Origin of the sequence: Pseudomonas sp. PI1 (assembly GCF_000812405.1) — a bacterium.
GTDB classification, from domain to species: Bacteria; Pseudomonadota; Gammaproteobacteria; order Pseudomonadales; family Pseudomonadaceae; genus Pseudomonas; species Pseudomonas citronellolis.
Window position 1 is genome coordinate 17,628 of sequence record NZ_JWMC01000095.1, and the last position, 16,589, is coordinate 34,216.

Annotated in this window: 15 protein-coding genes; all 15 read left to right on the plus strand. The window is 53.5% G+C overall.

The features are described from left to right. Positions 1–16 precede the first annotated feature (16 nt). The 15 genes from RN02_RS32865 to rfbC all read left to right on the plus strand — a co-directional run bounded on the left by RN02_RS32865 (position 17) and on the right by rfbC (position 16,542). Positions 17–988 carry a glycosyltransferase family 2 protein gene (locus RN02_RS32865; protein ID WP_161796268.1) on the plus strand — a complete coding sequence of 324 codons (972 nt, stop codon included), beginning with the start codon at positions 17–19 and terminating at the stop codon, positions 986–988. A 29-nt stretch (positions 989–1,017) separates the two neighbouring features. Beyond that, entirely contained in the window at positions 1,018–2,130 is a 1,113-nt protein-coding gene (locus RN02_RS32870; RefSeq protein ID WP_082033911.1) for an EpsG family protein, read from the plus strand. A 19-nt stretch (positions 2,131–2,149) separates the two neighbouring features. After that, positions 2,150–3,064, plus strand: coding sequence for a glycosyltransferase family 2 protein (locus RN02_RS32875; RefSeq protein WP_161796269.1), 915 nt, complete (start codon positions 2,150–2,152; stop codon positions 3,062–3,064). Next, positions 3,057–4,043, plus strand: a complete 987-nt coding sequence (locus RN02_RS31785; RefSeq protein WP_052267902.1) for a glycosyltransferase family 2 protein — start codon at positions 3,057–3,059, stop codon at positions 4,041–4,043. The genes RN02_RS32875 and RN02_RS31785 overlap by 8 nt, the downstream gene beginning before the upstream one ends. Before the next feature lie 7 nt (positions 4,044–4,050). Next, positions 4,051–5,085 (plus strand): NAD-dependent epimerase/dehydratase family protein, encoded by a 1,035-nt coding sequence (locus RN02_RS32880; RefSeq protein WP_043318435.1) that lies wholly within the window; start codon positions 4,051–4,053, stop codon positions 5,083–5,085. 40 nt (positions 5,086–5,125) lie between these two features. Beyond that, a complete protein-coding gene (locus RN02_RS27805; RefSeq protein ID WP_043318437.1) occupies positions 5,126–6,541 on the plus strand; it encodes an undecaprenyl-phosphate glucose phosphotransferase in 1,416 nt (471 codons plus the stop codon). A 182-nt stretch (positions 6,542–6,723) separates the two neighbouring features. Then, positions 6,724–7,005 (plus strand): hypothetical protein, encoded by a 282-nt coding sequence (locus tag RN02_RS32885; protein ID WP_082033913.1) that lies wholly within the window; start codon positions 6,724–6,726, stop codon positions 7,003–7,005. A 139-nt stretch (positions 7,006–7,144) separates the two neighbouring features. Continuing rightward, on the plus strand, positions 7,145–8,251 hold the full coding sequence (locus tag RN02_RS27810) for a polysaccharide biosynthesis/export family protein (RefSeq protein ID WP_177331081.1): 1,107 nt from the start codon (positions 7,145–7,147) through the stop codon (positions 8,249–8,251). Between the two features lie 24 nt (positions 8,252–8,275). Then, on the plus strand, positions 8,276–8,935 hold the full coding sequence (locus tag RN02_RS27815; RefSeq protein WP_043318442.1) for a YjbF family lipoprotein: 660 nt from the start codon (positions 8,276–8,278) through the stop codon (positions 8,933–8,935). Then, the gene (locus RN02_RS27820) at positions 8,932–9,699 is read left to right on the plus strand and encodes a capsule biosynthesis GfcC family protein (protein ID WP_043318444.1); all 768 of its coding nucleotides are present in this window, start codon (positions 8,932–8,934) and stop codon (positions 9,697–9,699) included. The genes RN02_RS27815 and RN02_RS27820 overlap by 4 nt, the downstream gene beginning before the upstream one ends. Beyond that, positions 9,696–11,780, plus strand: a complete 2,085-nt coding sequence (locus tag RN02_RS27825) for a YjbH domain-containing protein (protein WP_043318445.1) — start codon at positions 9,696–9,698, stop codon at positions 11,778–11,780. Before RN02_RS27820 ends, RN02_RS27825 begins: the two co-directional genes overlap by 4 nt. A gap of 52 nt (positions 11,781–11,832) precedes the next feature. Further along, positions 11,833–13,809 carry an acyltransferase family protein gene (locus RN02_RS32890; protein ID WP_161796270.1) on the plus strand — a complete coding sequence of 659 codons (1,977 nt, stop codon included), beginning with the start codon at positions 11,833–11,835 and terminating at the stop codon, positions 13,807–13,809. Between the two features lie 184 nt (positions 13,810–13,993). Further along, positions 13,994–15,052 carry a dTDP-glucose 4,6-dehydratase gene (rfbB, locus tag RN02_RS27830; RefSeq protein ID WP_043318447.1) on the plus strand — a complete coding sequence of 353 codons (1,059 nt, stop codon included), beginning with the start codon at positions 13,994–13,996 and terminating at the stop codon, positions 15,050–15,052. Positions 15,053–15,103: 51 nt separating this feature from the next. Continuing rightward, the gene (gene rfbA, locus RN02_RS27835) at positions 15,104–15,985 is read left to right on the plus strand and encodes a glucose-1-phosphate thymidylyltransferase RfbA (protein ID WP_043318449.1); all 882 of its coding nucleotides are present in this window, start codon (positions 15,104–15,106) and stop codon (positions 15,983–15,985) included. Continuing rightward, on the plus strand, positions 15,985–16,542 hold the full coding sequence (gene rfbC, locus RN02_RS27840; RefSeq protein ID WP_043318452.1) for a dTDP-4-dehydrorhamnose 3,5-epimerase: 558 nt from the start codon (positions 15,985–15,987) through the stop codon (positions 16,540–16,542). The genes rfbA and rfbC overlap by 1 nt, the downstream gene beginning before the upstream one ends. The last annotated feature ends 47 nt before the right edge of the window (positions 16,543–16,589 follow it).

The following is a 16,589-nucleotide window of genomic DNA, read 5'->3' on the forward strand; positions in this document are numbered from 1 at the left end:
GCTAAAAGATCCTCCATTGAAAAGCCAAAAACCCGAAGCCGACATCAGTGTCGTCGTCCCATTCTTTAACAGATCAAGATTTCTTAAGCGACTACTTAGAAGTATTGAAGAGCAGTCGCTCATGCCCTCTGCGATATATATTGTTGACAATGGCTCTAGCTTCGAAGAAATAAAAATAGCATCTAGCATAATCTCAAAAATTTCGCACATTGGAGATAAGATTACTCTTATTTCAACGACCTCCCGAGGAAATGCAAACTATGCAAGAAATCTCGGCATGTTACTCTCAACAACAAAATATATAGCATTTCTCGATTCTGATGATTGGTGGACCCCCCTACATATCGAAAGATCAATAAAGGAACTCCAAGCTTCATCAAAAGCAGCTGTGTACTCCGGCGCCAATATCCACAAAGAAACCATGACTCCCTGTCAATCCGTAGATGTTTATAAGCTAGCATCTCCATTTGAACTTCTTTTTTCCTCCAAGTATATTGCTCAGACCTCATCATATGTAATAGATAGAATCAAACTGCATAACAGCGAGATAGAATGGGATAACAACTTAAAAAGACATCAAGACTATGATTTCTACCTAAATATTTATTACAAAACTCAAGGTTGGGCGTATTCCCCTGAAATAACAACAAACATCGACTGGAACGCTGGTGGAGCAAAAAACAAAGTTGACTACAAATCAATGATAAAATTTTTGAAAAAGTGGCAGGATAAAATCCCCCAAAAAAACTTAACTCATTATCTATCAAATCAAATTCATAACTGCTACAGAACGAGTTCACCAATTCGCTATAAAAAATACTACAAATTATTACTTAATCAATCTCAATCAAGTAGAAAATTTAATTGTCATATCCTCTCCAATATAAAGATTAGCATATACGAAGGCTTGATAGACTGGGTCGAAATTCTTGGATTGAAGGGAGTGGTGAAGAAAATCGCCCACAGACTCCGCTCGACCTCGCACTAAAAATTCAAAGCAAGAGTCCATCATCTAATATGAGCCCCATATATATACTGGCTGTCTATGTGCTTACAAGCTGGACTTTTTGCATCCTTCTCCACCAAGGAAATTATATTGGCCAAAAAAACAGCTCTTTAATCCCGATAAAATTTATATTCTACACTTTACCCGCATTTACAATTGGATTTTATTTCATTGCTCTGAAACCCTTTGACGCCGGTGGAGATACAAGCCACTACCTCGAATCTTTTTCGTATATTAAAAACCCTTTCACCGCAACTAGTGATGCTGACTTCGGTACGGAAGTCCTATTCTGGCCAATACAAGCATTATTAAAACTAGTATTTGATGCTCGTGGCTGGCTGATTGCTCACTTCCTTATTATTTCAGCCTTAAACTTCATTGCGTATAAGAAACTACTAGAAAACACTAAAATAACCTCGCTCTTATTTTCACTACCATTTCTGAGCTACTTTATCGTCTATGACGCTAACGCTATGCGCCAAGCTTATGCGATCCCCCTTAGTATGTTGGCATTTTATTATTCGTACCGTCGGGAAAGTTTAAAATTCTTAGCTTTTTCACTAATTTCTATATCATTTCACTGGTCATCAATTGTCATATTGATAGCTCCAATTGCTAATAAGATCCCCCACAAACCAAAATATTACATAACCTTACCTCTACTGGCACTAGCTCTATCGTCACTGATATCTCCAATGGTAGATGGAATTGCAAACCTCTTTGGATTCCAATGGTTATTAACAAAAAGCAATGCGTATATAGATGGAAATTATAAATCCCATCTCGACAACATTTTACTATCGCTGAACTTCTGGCTGTGTATCTGCACCTACATGCTAACCATTACGCTCGGAACAGCAAAACGTCAAGAATACGAAAAGATAACAAAATTGCTTCTAATATTTATCTGCATTATATTATTCTCTATAAAGCATGTGGATATTGCTGATAGATACTTGGTCAACATACTGTTTCTAATACCTATCGCCATCACGATATCATTATTAAATATAAAGCTCTCGAACCTAATACGAAACCTAATAGTTAGTTTAACTATGCTAGCAATGGGTGGCTTAGTCTATACTAGCCCACCATTAATGAGTGCATTAGGCATACGATATTAAATTACAGGCGATGCATAAAATGGAATTTAGTTTAATTCTAGCCACCTGCAACAGGCTAGACGAAATCGATAAGCTATTTGAATCTCTTATAAACCAAGATATTGGCGCAGAAAAATTCGAAATAATAATTGTAGATCAAAATACAGAATTAGATATATCCTCCGTAATTGAAAAATACCAAGCCTCACTAAAAATACTCCATATAAAATCGAACACAAAAGGACTATCTTTTAATAGAAACATCGGCCTAAGACATGCCAGCGGACGATATATTTGCTTTCCAGATGATGATTGTGAATATTACTCTGACACACTTAGTAAAGCCTATAGTCATTTACAGCAAACGGAAGCCTTTGCTGTCGCCGGCGCAATAAGAGATCGAAGCACTGGAAATAACATCATTCGTAACTGGCCAAGAATTGACACGCTAATAACTAGTGATAATTTTTTCCACCTATCGAGCTCCATTACGATTTTTACGTCTCGAAACTCAATTAATTTCAATGAAAACTTAGGCGCTGGCTGCTACTTTGGCTCATGTGAAGATTGTGATTATGTATATAGAATAATAAAAGGATTCGGCAGCATCCCTTATTTCAGCGACTTAGAAGTTTGGCACCCGCCAGGGGATATAAAAAAGACAACAGTAGGAAAAAACATCTCATACGCTCTAGGTCATGGGGCATTTTTTGCCATACATAGAAAGGATCTTAGAATCATTAAATTATTTTCTATGGCATTGGTCTATCACACAGCAATGGCCATTCTTTCCATATTAAAATTCGATAGACTCTCCATAAAGAAACGGGCTGATAGCGTCAAGTATCGAATTATTGGTTTTTCCCAGTATAAAAAGCAGCTGAGCGCAAAATATCTACAGACCGAGGAAAATAGCCAGCCGAAAGACGAGAGGATATCCACTCATCATGATTGACAAGTCAGCTAGCACCTCTGTCCTGCCAAGAACTGCATGCATTATTCCCACTTATAATGGACGAAATGATCTCAAACGTTTGCTAGATTCTTTAAAACCACAAAACTACCCCTTTGATATACTCATCGTAGATTCGAGCTCCACCGATGGAACCTATCAAGAAGCTCAAATCGGTACAAAGAAAGCTCTGCAAATACCAAGCTGCCAGTTCAATCATGGTGGGACGCGGCAATACTTAGTTGATACAAGCCCTGAGTATGATTTTTATATTTTTATGACTCAAGACGCTTATCTTGAGGACTCTAAAGCAATTGAAAATATCATGGCCCCCTTCTCGGACCCTCACGTTGGGGCTGTTTGTGGACGCCAATTGCCCCATCACGATGCAAACATTCTGGCAAGACATGCAAGAGTGTATAATTATCCCGAACACTCTCAGATCAAAGCGCTGAAAGATGCCAAGTCCCTCGGTTTAAAAGTCGCGTTTATGTCAAACTCCTTTGCAGCCTACCGGAGAAGTGCGCTACTGGATGCTGGAGGCTTTCCAAAGCATGTAATTTTTGCTGAGGACATGTACATAGCAGCAAAAATGCTTTTGGGTGGTTGGAAAATATCCTACTCAGGAGAGGCAACTTGCCGACATTCTCATAACTACTCTATCGCAGATGAGTTTCGGCGTTACTTCGACATGGGTGTATTTCACTCAAGAGAGACGTGGATTCGCAATAGCTTTGGAGGAGCAGGCGGGGAAGGTTTACGCTATGTTCTTTCTGAAATTAATTTTCTCGTACCGTCTAACATCCATCTAATTCCAGCATCTATAACTCGAAACGCGATAAAGCTACTGGCATATAAAATTGGCCAATTTGAAAGAAAGCTTCCAGTATGGTTAAAAGAAAAACTGGGAATGTATAAGCGCTACTGGAAGGGTCCTTACGCCAACTCTCATTTTCACCTTAAAGACTCTTACAAAGAATAAATTTTATATGAATATGAAAGAAAAGGATTGTGCCGTAATATTTGGCGGATCAGGTTTTATAGGTGTGTTTTTTGCTCACCATCTACTTACGACGGGAAAATTTCATAAAGTCTATTTATTCGATAAAGAACAGGTAGCCGAAAAACCTTTCCCCTACAGAACTCGTTTAGTAAACGAAACACCAAATATTATCGAAATTCGCGGTGATGTTCGACAGCCTATCAATTGGAAACCACAAGAGCCAATTAGACTTATTGCGAATTTTGCAGCAATTCACCGTGAACCAGGCCATAAGCCTCTCGAGTATTATGAGACCAACATATTAGGGGCAGAAAATGTCTGCGCTTGGGCTGAGCAGGTGTCTTGTAGTGATCTAATTTTCACAAGCTCAATCTCTCCCTATGGACCAAGTGAAGAGCAGAAAGATGAATTCTCGATCCCAGTCCCCGAGACAGCTTATGGGGGCTCGAAGCTTACTGCAGAAAAGATTCACCTCGCGTGGCTTGCTGCAAAAAAAGAACATCGCCACCTGGTTATTGTAAGGCCAGGAGTGGTGTTCGGCCCCGGAGAAGGAGGCAATGTATCACGCTTGATCAAGGCAGTGATCCGCCGTTATTTCTTCTATATGGGGAATCGCAATACTCGGAAGGCCGGCACTTATGTAAAGGAGTTGTGCTTAGCCATGTGGTGGATACTACAACGGCAGAAGTCCGAGGGAGAACACATCTCTCTATTCAACATGTCGATGAATCCTGGCCCCTCGATCCAAAACTATGTCGATACCGTTTGCCAAGTCGCAGGCATAGACCGCAAGGTGCCGGCAATACCTTATCCGTTGCTTCTTTGTGCAGCTTATGGCATTGACCTGATCGCTCGCCCTCTCGGTATCTCCCACCCTTTCAGCCCTGTTCGCATTCGCAAGCTGGTTCGCTCCAACAACATCCATCCTGGCCAGTTAATCAAGCTGGGTTATCCCTATCAATACGACCTCAAGTCTGCCTTCAGCGACTGGAAATCCGCCGCTCCCGAAGAGTGGCGCTGATCTAGTACTAGCGCGTCGAGTTTCAGAGGGAATCCTAAAGATGAACGGCATGGACCGCGGAATTCTCCGCCCTCATCAAGCCACTATGTCTGTACTACAGAAGTTGCTTGATCTGTTGGTGATCTGCATTGGCATGGGCGGTGTCATCGTTACCACCGGAGCACCATCGGACACGGCGCCCATCATTGCGACTCTGCTCGCGCTAGTTATTTTCTACCTACTCGGCGATTTTGGGCAGTTATATACCTCTTGGCGCGGAGAACGAGTTCGCGAAGAATTGCGCAAGGTCGGTGGCATCTGGGCCGTGAGTTTTGTCGGTGTATTCGTCGCCGACTATTTCGTAGCAGGCGATCCTCTACTCAGTGATTCAGCTCTGCTACAGTGGTTTTCATTAGTATTGGTCTGTCTATGCGGTTACCGCATATTATTACGCATCGGATTGCATACTCTACGCCGCCGAGGGTTTAATACCCGTTCAGTCGCCATTGCAGGCGCAGGCCCACTGGGTCAGCGCCTGGCTACTAATATTGCAGGCGCTCCTTGGATGGGCCTGGACCTGCTTGGATTCTTCGACGACAAGCACCGCGAGCCAGTTCGCCTAGGCAAAAGCAAAGTTAGATTGCCCGTTTCGGGCGATCTGGAAAAACTGGTGGAACAGGCGCGTGCCGGCGAGATTGACCGTGTCTACATCACACTTCCCATGCGTAGTGAAGCACGAATCAAATGGCTGGTGGAACAGCTCAGCGATACCACAGCATCGGTTTATATAGTGCCGGATGTGTTCGTTTTCGAACTCCTGCATGCTCGCAGCCAGAACATCAATGGCGTGCCCACCATCAGCATTTTTGATAGCCCCATGACGGGCGCGAATTCTGTGATCAAACGCTTGGAAGACATCATTTTGTCGGCGACAATCCTCTCGCTAATCGCTATTCCTATGCTGCTTATCTCGGTCGCCGTAAAACTCAGCTCCCCTGGCCCGGTATTCTTCCGCCAGAAGCGATATGGCATAGACGGCCGCCCCATCGAGGTATGGAAGTTCCGTAGCATGCGGGTCATGGAGAACGGCTCTGACGTAGTGCAGGCCACGCGGGGCGATAACCGCATCACCTCTGTTGGCGCCTTCCTTCGCCGGACTTCGCTCGACGAACTGCCACAATTCATCAATGTGCTCTTGGGTGATATGTCCATCGTCGGTCCACGCCCTCATGCCGTAGCGCACAACGAGCAATATCGCGGTCAGATCAGCAGTTACATGCTACGTCACAAGGTCAAGCCGGGGATCACCGGCTGGGCGCAGATCAATGGCTGGCGCGGCGAGACAGATACGCTGGATAAGATGCAGAAGCGCGTCGAGCACGACCTCGCCTATATCCACAACTGGTCCCTCTGGTGGGATCTAAAAATTGTTTTTCTCACAGTGTTTAAGGGATTCATCCACAAAAACGCCTATTGAGAGCACTGAAGGCCGAGGAGCTCTGGAAATTCGCTATTAGCCAAACAGAGCATCTAGTCAAGCCGAAGGCTTGGCTAGATTGAATGTCTGTAATAGCGCTGGGGCTTTTCCGCTTGCGCTGGCCTCATGCCAGCCTTAACCTTCCTTCTTTCTGAAGGAACGACCCCACAAGGAGTCTTAACGTGAAAAAACTGCTGACGTTCGCCGCCCTGGCGACCCTGAGCACTTCGTTGCTGGCGGCCGAAGCCCCCAAGGCTGAAGCTCAGCCGGCTTCTGCTTCCGAGCCGCTGTCCCTGTCCACCCCGGTAGCCGGCGGTGTCACCGTGGCTGGCGCCGTCGGTATCGGTGCTGCCGTAGTGGCCGCCGGCGTTGCCGCTTCTAACAGCGGTGGCGGCGGTGGTAGCGACGGTACTCCGGGCTCCACCGGCGGTACTGGCACCACCGGTACTACCGGCACTAACTGATATCAGTCTGTAGCCGCTGAACCCTACCGCCGCGTCATCACGGCGGTAGGGTTCATCTCATTCCGTTTCCCATCCATTCCGTTCACGGCTCCCAATCTTCCGGGTGTTGCCGTATCGGCTTGCTGCGTAGCTCCTTCCCATGATTCGCTCTTTATCCGTTGCCGTTGTCGCCGCTCTTTCGCTCCAGGGCTGCATGTTCGCCCCTGGCCAGAATATGGATACCAGCCGCATCGTTCGCGATGACTCCGCCGAGAGCAGCCGCGTCGAGCTGGTGCAGATCACCCCCAAGCTGCTGGCGGTGAACGCCGCGACGGAGACTGGGAGCCAGGTGCCGGCCGAGTTGTTGGCCTACCACCCGCAGGACTACCGCATCGGGCCCACCGACGTTCTCTACATCACCGTCTGGGACCACCCCGAACTGACTGCCCCCTCCGGCCAGCAGCAACAGATCGATGCCAACGGTCGTCTGGTTCGTCCTGACGGCACCCTGTTCTATCCCTATATCGGTACCGTCAAGGTCGCAGGCCGGACCATCGAGGAGGTGCGCTCGGAGATTTCCAGCCGCCTGGCCCAGTACGTGGAAAGTCCGCAAATCGACCTGGCGATCATGCGCTTCTCCAGCCAGAAGGTGATCCTCAGCGGCGCCTTTGGCAAAACCGGCCCACAGGCCATTACCGCGACCCCGCTCAGCCTGATGGAAGCGGTCAGCACCGCAGGTGTGAACACTGGCTCCGCCGACCTCTCCGGCATGGTGCTCAAGCGCGATGGCCGCGACTACAAGCTCAACCTCGACGCGCTCAACGACCAGCAGCAGAGCCAGCTCTACAGCGTCTACCTGAAGGATGGCGACCAGATCTACCTGCCCTACAACGACCGCAAGAAGGTCTACCTGATGGGCGAGGTGAACAGCCCGCGCGCCATTACCTACAAGACCAAGTACCTGAATCTGGCCGATGCCCTGGGCAGCGTTGGCGGCCTGAACCAGGCCAGCTCCAACGGCAAGGCCGTCTATGTAATTCGCGGCGTTGAGGACCTGGAGCGCGAACCCGCCAAGGTCTTCCAACTGGACGCCCAATCGCCCACCGCCTTCATCCTGGCCCAGCGTTTCAACCTGGAGCCGCAGGATGTGGTCTATGTCGGGCCGGCTGGTGTCACGCGCTGGAACCGCTTCATCAGCCAGTTGGTGCCGTCCACCACCATTCTGGGTACTGGTGCCAACATCAAGAACGACCTGAACGACGAATAACCCACCGAGCTCAGGTCAACCGACGTGAAACTCCTCCAATTCGCCGCCCTGGCCGGGGCGGCCTTGTCGCTATCCGCCTGCAACCCTCTGATGCAGGCGTCGTGGGACACCTTGCGCGCCGCCACCCAGGGCCCGAAGCCGCTTGAGCTGACCCAGGCCCAGGTGGATGCGGTGCCCTATTACCAGATCAAGCTGCAAACCCAAGGTGGCGAAGCCGTAATGGCGCTGGTACGCCAGCAGGGCGACCTGCAGTTCTGGCTCGCCTCTACCCGTCAGGTACTGATGATGCGGGATGGCCTGGTGGTGCGCACCACCGGCTTCGGTGACAACCTCGCCGGCACGCGCCTTGGGGCCGACTCGCCCTTCCACACCGGCCTGCACAAGTTGGCGGATGGGCAGCGCAGCGAGCGCTGGATCGACCTGGCGAGCTGGTATCGCCTGGGGATTCCCGTGCAGAGCAGTTTCCACAAGGTCGGCCTGGAGCGCGTGAGCATCCTCGAGCGCGACTACGACCTGCTGCGCGTCGATGAAGACATCCGCGCGCCCCTGCTGGGCTTCAGCGCCACGAACAAATACTGGGTCGACCCCAAGGACGGCTTCGTGATGCAGAGCCTGCAACAGGTCACGCCCGACCTGCAGGTTGCGATCACCCAGTTGCGTCCGTATCGGGGGGCAGGCAAGTGAGCATTCGCCTTCTCGTCCTGGCCGCACTGCTGCTGGCCGGCCCGGCCATGGCCGGCGATTCCGTCGAAGTTCGCGGCGACGCGGCCAAGCCCGGCCCCGTGGGCATCACTGCAACTACTCGCCTTGGCGACGTCTTCCGTACCGCCCAGGTCGATGCCGAGAGTTATTGGCTGGGCGCCGCGTGGCTGCAATCGAAGCTTGTGCCGGAGCAGAAACGCCTGAAGGCCGGCATCCTGTTCGATCTGTCCATGCTGCAACAGAAAGCCCTGCTGGACGATCAGCCCGCGCTTTCCACCCTTGCCAAGCGCCTCTATGACCAGGTGGCCAGCCTGCCGGTCAGCGGCCGACGCCTGCACCTGCTGGACCCTGTCGAGGTTGAAGTTACCCCGGCGCAGAACAGCCTGGTGTCGCCTGGCGACATTTTCATTTTCCCGGCCCGGCCGAGTGCGGTACGTGTGCTGGGTGCCGTGGCGGCCGACTGCTATTTCGCCCATGTACCGATGCAGCAGGCACGCGACTATTCCGCTGCGTGCCCGTCGCTGCCGGAAGCCGATCCCGATTATGTCTATCTGATCCAGCCGGACGGCCAGGTCACTCGCCTCGGCATCGCCCTGTGGAACCTCCAGGAAGGCCAGCCCGCTGCACCGGGTGCGACCATCCTGGTGCCGATCAAGGCGGCCGGACCGGATAGCGCCGTCCCGCAGCTAAATGAAGAAATGGCCAGGTTCATCGCCACCCAACCGTTGTCCGAGGTGGCGCAATGAAGCTCCGCTATTCCCTCTGCCTGCTGCTGCCATGGACCATGGCCCATGCGGAGCCTTACCACAGCCGCAACGACTTCGGCGTGATGGGCTTGTTGCAGACACCGACCGCACGCATGGCCAAAGCTGGTGAGGTCGCCATCACGGCCAACCGCGTCGATCCGTATTCGCGCTACAGCTTCTCGCTGCAGCCTTTCGACTGGCTGGAAACCTCGTTCCGCTATACCTCCATCAGCAACCGCGACTACGGCCCGGAAAGCCTCAGCGGCGACCAGAGCTACAAGGATAAGGCGGTCGACGCCAAGCTCCGCCTGCTCCAGGAAAGCCGCTGGTTGCCGGAAGTGGCCCTGGGTGCGCAGGACATCGGTGGTACCGGCCTGTTCTCCAGCGAATACTTCGTTGGCAACAAACGCTTCGGCAACTTCGACCTCAGCCTGGGCGTAGCCTGGGGCTACCTGGGCAACCGGGGCGACTTCGACAACCCGCTGGGCTGGATCGACGACAAGTACGACACCCGCCCGGAAGCCACCGGCACCGGTGACTTCAGTACCAGCTCCTACTTCCGCGGTTCTCCGTCGCTGTTCGGTGGCGTGCTCTGGCAAACGCCCTGGGATCGCCTGTCGGTGAAACTGGAATACGACGGCAACGACTACAAGAGCGAGCCCCAGGACAACAACCAGGACCAAAGCTCCCCGATCAACCTCAGCTTCGTCTTCAAAGCCAGCGATTCGGTAGACCTGACCGCCGGCTGGGAACGTGGCAACACAGCCATGTTCGGCATCACCCTGCACACCAACTTCGCCACCCGCTCGGCGCCGGCCAAGACCTTCGACCCGCCGGCCGAACCGCTGCCGACCAAGGCGCCGGACCTGCATCCGGACCAGGTGGATTGGGCGAACGTGTCCAGGCGCCTGCAGAACAACGCCGGCTACAAAGTCGAGCGCATCGCCCAGCGCGACAAGGAAATCGTCGTCTACGGCGAGCAGACCCGCTACCTCTACCCGCCCAAGGCGGTAGGGCGCGCGGCGCGCATCCTCGACAACAGCGTGGATGACGACATCAAGTACTTCACCGTGGTGGACAAGCGCTACGATCTGCCGGTCATCGAGACCAGCGTGCCGCGCGAGACCTTCCGCGAGGTGGTGAACAACGACCGCCCGCTGGACGACCTGCGCCGTGGCACCGAGAGCAACTGGCCGCTGCCGCACCAGGAGAAGGTGCTTTACACACAGAAGCCGGACCCGTTCAGCTACGGCCTCGGCCTGGGCTACAAGCAGAACGTCGGCGGCCCCGACGGCTTCCTGCTCTACCAGTTCACCGCGGACCTGAACGGCGAATACCGCTTCACCCCGGACACCTGGTGGAGCGGCTCGCTCAGCGCCAACCTGCTGAACAATTTCGACAAGTTCAAGTACGACGCGCCGTCCAACCTGCCGCGCGTGCGCACCTACCTGCGCGAGTACTGGACCACCTCCGACGTGACCATGCCGACCTTCCAGTTGAACAAGGTCAAGCGCCTGGACGAAGACATGTACGGCATGGTCTACGGCGGCTACCTGGAGTCGATGTTCGCCGGCGTCGGCGGCGAGTTGCTGTATCGCCCGCTGGGCGAACGCTGGGCCATCGGTGGCGACCTCAACTACGTGCGCCAGCGCGATTTCGAGCAGGACTTCGGCCTGCGCGACTACAAGGTGCTCACCGGCCATGTCACCGGTTACCTGAAAACCGACTTCCAGGACGTGCTGGCCGCAGTCAGCGTGGGCCGCTACCTGGCCCGCGACTGGGGCACCACCATCGACCTGTCCCGCGAGTTCAGCAACGGCGTGCGCTTCGGTGGCTGGGTGACGCTCACCACCGCCTCCAAGGAAGAGTACGGCGAAGGTAGCTTCGACAAGGGCATCTACGTGTCCATTCCGTTCGACGAGATCATGAGCAGCTCGACCATGCGCCGCGCCAACCTGGCCTGGGCCCCGCTGACCCGTGACGGTGGCGCCCGCCTGGGCCGCAGCTACTCGCTGTATACCCTCACCGACGGGCGCAACGTCGATATGTTCGACGGCAGCTTCAGCAAGATCACCGAATAATGTCCAAAGCACCTGCATGCTAAGTATGCACTCAGCCCCAAAAGCGAAACCAATGAACTTCAGAACCGATATTAATGGGCTCCGTGCCTGGGCAGTAGCCACAGTCGTTCTCTATCATTTTGGAGTAACAGGTTTTTCCGGCGGGTTTATTGGTGTCGATATATTTTTCGTCATCTCCGGCTTCCTGATGAGCCAAATCATAATCACTGGAATTGAGCGACAAGACGCTCAATTCTCGATCATGACTTTCTACTTGGCCAGAGCTCGTCGCATCATTCCTGCCCTATTGACCCTATGCGCAACACTGTTAGTTCTTGGCTGGTTTTTTCTTCTTCCACTGGACTACCGTAGACTTAGCACCCACATTTTAACCAGCGCACTATTCCTATCTAACTTTAAATATTGGAAAGAGGCCGGGTATTTTGATTCTGCCTCCCATGAAAAGTGGCTCTTGCATACATGGTCACTCTCAGTGGAATGGCAGTTCTATCTCCTACTACCGATTGTACTGATCACAGCATGGAGAATCTTTAGAAGCAGAAATGCTCTTACCTATCTATTCATTCTCGGCTTCCTAATTTCTCTCGGATGCTCTATTTTTCTTACCAATACCCAATCCAGCACTGCCTTCTATCTACTACCCACTCGAGCGTGGGAGATGCTAGCGGGAGGATTGGTATTCTTAGCGCCAAAAACTCTCTCTGAAAAACTCAAAATCCATTTAGAGTCAGCGGGAATAGTCTTGATAGTCACCGCACTGACTTTTTTTGACACCTCAACCCAATGGCCCGGCTGGAAAGCCCTCGTTCCGGTACTAGGCACCATGCTGGTCCTGCTGGCACAGCGAGGCCAATCGGCTTGGACCGGACTCGGCATTGCCCAGTGGCTGGGAACGCGCTCCTATTCGCTTTATCTTTGGCATTGGCCGATTGTTGTATTACTAACCTATCTTGGTCTAAAGGGTAATGCCGTCATGACTATGACAGGCTTATTCGCCACCCTCGCCCTAGGTCATCTTTCTTTCCTCTTCGTCGAAGAAAAAAGCCGCAGATATCTGTCCAGCACGAGCCAATTTCGTGGAGGAATAGCTATCACGGTATGCGTAATCTTTGTCAGTGCGAGCAGCTTGATACTTTTTATAAAAAGCGGCTTTCCGGGCCGGTTCCCTGCAGAAATAGAAAGCGTGGAAAGCGCGGTGCAGGACAAGAATCCTAGACGTGAGGAATGTCTTTTGCTCAGCGGCATTTCTTCTCCGTCCTGTATATTCGGGGGAAATAATCTAAGTGCCGTTGTGTTAGGTGACAGCCATGCGGATGCAATAGTTTCCGCAGTATCTATGGCAGCTTCGCAGGCATCCTCGCAGAACGGTGTAATGGAGCTAACTTATAGTGCATGCCCCATCATACTGGGGGTCAAGAGTTCAGAACGCAAACAATGTGGGGCATTCGTTGAATGGGCTATAAAGAAACTGGCCACGCTACCTAAAGACGTTCCAGTAATAATTGCCAATCGTCATGCGCAATTTGCCTTTGGTGGCAATGAAGATCAAGAAAACCCAAACACACCACAAGTTTACTTTTCCACTCCTCACCGTCATTCGGATGCAGATTTTCTCGAAGAGTATGCAAAAAATCTAACTAAAACTATCTGCGAGATTTCCAAGCTTCACCCGACATATATTGTTCGACCAATTCCGGAGATGGGAATTGATGTGCCAAGCACCATGGCCAGGAGTATGCTTCTTGGAAAGGTCAGTGATATCTATATAACTCGTGCAAACTATGATCGTCGCCAATCCTTTATCTGGGAGGCTCAAAACAAGGCTAGCGAACAGTGCGGGGCGAAGATTCTGGATCCCCTGCCCTATCTATGCACAGATGATCGCTGCTTCGGGGAAAGGAATAATCGCCCCATCTATCGCGACGATGACCATCTTAGTGAAACCGGCAACAAGCTCTTAACCCAAATGTTTGCTCCGGTTTTCACGGATGCTTCAAAAGACCAGCATGATAAAACAGCGAAGCGATAGATTATCGCCCTATAAAATAACAGCCACTCGTTTTATACCTTCACTAGTGGACGCAACGTAGATATCTTGAACAACAGCTTCAGCAAGATCACCGAATAACGCTCCCCGGCCGATACGAGCTGCAGAACTCAACCTCTGCAACTCGTATCGGCTGCCTGGACTCTTTCTGATAAGGATATTTCCCTTGACCATCCTCGTGACCGGCAGCGCCGGCTTCATCGGCGCCAACTTCGTTCTCGACTGGCTGGCAGGCAATGACGAAAAGGTCATCAGCCTCGACAAGCTGACCTACGCCGGCAACCGCCAGAACCTGGCCAGCCTGGACGGCGACGCGCGACACGTGTTCGTGCACGGCGACATCGGCGATGGCGAACTGGTGTCCCGCCTGCTGGCCGAGCACCAACCCCGCGCCATACTGAACTTCGCCGCTGAATCCCACGTCGACCGCTCCATCCACGGCCCGGAAGACTTCATCCAGACCAACATCGTCGGCACCTTCCGCCTGCTGGAAGCGGTGCGCGCCTACTGGAACAACCTTGGCGACGAGCCCAAAGCCGCCTTCCGCTTCCTCCATGTCTCCACCGACGAGGTCTACGGCTCGCTGGGCCCGAATGACCCGGCCTTCCGAGAAAGCAACAAGTACGAGCCGAACAGCCCCTACTCGGCCTCCAAGGCCGCATCCGACCACCTGGTCCGCGCCTACCACCACACCTACGGGCTGCCGGTGCTGACCACCAACTGCTCGAACAACTACGGCCCCTATCACTTCCCCGAGAAGCTGATCCCGCTGGTCATCCACAACGCCCTGGCCGGCAAGCCGTTGCCGATCTACGGCGATGGCCAGCAGGTCCGCGACTGGCTGTACGTGAAGGACCACTGCGCCGCCATCCGCCGCGTGCTGGAAGCCGGCCAACTGGGCGAGACCTATAACGTCGGCGGCTGGAACGAGAAGGCCAATATCGACGTGGTCCATACCCTGTGCGACATCCTCGACCAGGAGCAGCCGCGGGCCGACGGACGGAGCTACCGCGAGCAGATCACCTTCGTCAAAGATCGCCTCGGTCACGACCGCCGCTACGCCATCGACGCCACCCGCCTCGAACGCGAGCTGGGCTGGAAGCCGGCGGAAACCTTCGAGACCGGCATCCGCAAGACCGTGCGCTGGTACCTGGACAACCAGGCATGGGCGAACAACGTCACCAGCGGCGCATACCGTGAATGGGTGGGCAAGCAGTACGCATGAGTCACATCTCACTACTCGCCCGCATTAGAAACTGACGGATCAGATAGCGACATGAAACGCAAAGGCATCATCCTCGCCGGGGGTTCCGGCACCCGCCTGCATCCGGCGACCCTGGCCATCTCCAAGCAGTTGCTGCCGGTCTACGACAAGCCGATGATCTACTACCCGCTCAGCACCCTGATGCTGGCGGGCATCCGCGACATCCTGATCATCTCCACCCCGCAGGACACCCCGCGCTTCGAGCAGTTGCTCGGCGACGGCAGCCAGTGGGGCCTGAACCTGCAGTACGCCGTGCAACCGTCCCCGGACGGCCTGGCCCAGGCGTTCCTGATCGGCGAGCAGTTCATCGGCAACGACCTCTGCGCCCTGGTGCTGGGCGACAACATCTACCACGGCCACGACTTCCAGGAACTGCTGGTCAGCGCCATGCAGCGCACTTCCGGCGCCAGCGTGTTCGCCTACCACGTGCATGATCCGGAACGTTACGGCGTGGTCGAGTTCGACGCCGATGGCAAGGCCATCAGCCTCGAAGAGAAGCCGGCCAAGCCGAAATCCAGCTATGCGGTGACCGGCCTGTACTTCTACGACAACCAGGTGATCGACATCGCCAAGAGCATCAAGCCCTCCGCCCGCGGCGAGCTGGAGATCACCGACGTCAACAAGGCCTACCTGGAAGCCGGCAAGCTGTCCGTGGAGATCATGGGCCGCGGCTACGCCTGGCTGGACACCGGCACCCACGACTCGCTGCTGGAAGCCAGCCACTTCATCGCCACCCTGGAAAACCGCCAGGGCCTGAAGGTCGCCTGCCCGGAAGAGATCGCCTTCCGCCAGAAGTGGATCAGCGCCGAGCAGCTCGAAGCCCTCGCCGCCCCGCTGGCCAAGAATGGCTACGGCCAATACCTGAAACGCCTGCTGGTCGAGACCGTCTACTGATGAAAGCTACCCGTCTTGCAATCCCGGAAGTGGTCCTGATCGAACCCAAGGTCTTCGGCGACGACCGCGGCTTCTTCTTCGAAAGCTTCAACCAGCAGCAATTCGAAGAGGCCATCGGCCGCCCGGTGAAGTTCGTCCAGGACAACCACTCACGCTCCTCGAAGGGCGTGCTGCGCGGCCTGCACTACCAGCTGCAGAACCCCCAGGGGAAGCTGGTGCGCGTGGTCAACGGCGAAGTCCTCGACGTCGCCGTTGACATGCGCCGCTCCTCGCCGACCTTCGGCCAATGGGTCGGTGCGCTGCTGAGCGCGGAGAACAAGCACCAGCTGTGGGTACCGGAAGGTTTCGCCCATGGCTTCGTGGTGCTGTCGGAGTCGGCGGACTTCCTCTACAAGGCCACCGACTACTACGCGCCGCAGCATGAGCGCTGCCTGGCCTGGAACGATACCGAGGTGGGCGTGGACTGGATGCTCGAGCGTCTCGGCGGCGCCAGCCCGCAGCTTTCGGCCAAGGATCAGGTCGGCAAGGCGCTCTCCGAGGCCGAGTGCTACACCTGACCACCGCCCCCAGCCCCGCCGCAACGGCGGGGGTGCTTGCTGCTGGG

Excerpts from the sequence above, each read along its gene's own strand:
- RN02_RS32875 (WP_161796269.1), top strand. The coding sequence starts at position 2,150 with ATGGAATTTAGTTTAATTCTAGCCACCTGCAACAGGCTAGACGAAATC.
- RN02_RS27825 (WP_043318445.1), top strand. The coding sequence starts at position 9,696 with ATGAAGCTCCGCTATTCCCTCTGCCTGCTGCTGCCATGGACCATGGCC.
- RN02_RS32890 (WP_161796270.1), top strand. The coding sequence starts at position 11,833 with ATGAACTTCAGAACCGATATTAATGGGCTCCGTGCCTGGGCAGTAGCC.
- rfbA (WP_043318449.1), top strand. The coding sequence starts at position 15,104 with ATGAAACGCAAAGGCATCATCCTCGCCGGGGGTTCCGGCACCCGCCTG.
- RN02_RS32880 (WP_043318435.1), top strand. The coding sequence starts at position 4,051 with ATGAATATGAAAGAAAAGGATTGTGCCGTAATATTTGGCGGATCAGGT.
- RN02_RS31785 (WP_052267902.1), top strand. The coding sequence starts at position 3,057 with ATGATTGACAAGTCAGCTAGCACCTCTGTCCTGCCAAGAACTGCATGC.
- RN02_RS27810 (WP_177331081.1), top strand. The coding sequence starts at position 7,145 with ATGATTCGCTCTTTATCCGTTGCCGTTGTCGCCGCTCTTTCGCTCCAG.
- rfbC (WP_043318452.1), top strand. The coding sequence starts at position 15,985 with ATGAAAGCTACCCGTCTTGCAATCCCGGAAGTGGTCCTGATCGAACCC.
- RN02_RS27805 (WP_043318437.1), top strand. The coding sequence starts at position 5,126 with ATGAACGGCATGGACCGCGGAATTCTCCGCCCTCATCAAGCCACTATG.
- RN02_RS32870 (WP_082033911.1), top strand. The coding sequence starts at position 1,018 with ATGAGCCCCATATATATACTGGCTGTCTATGTGCTTACAAGCTGGACT.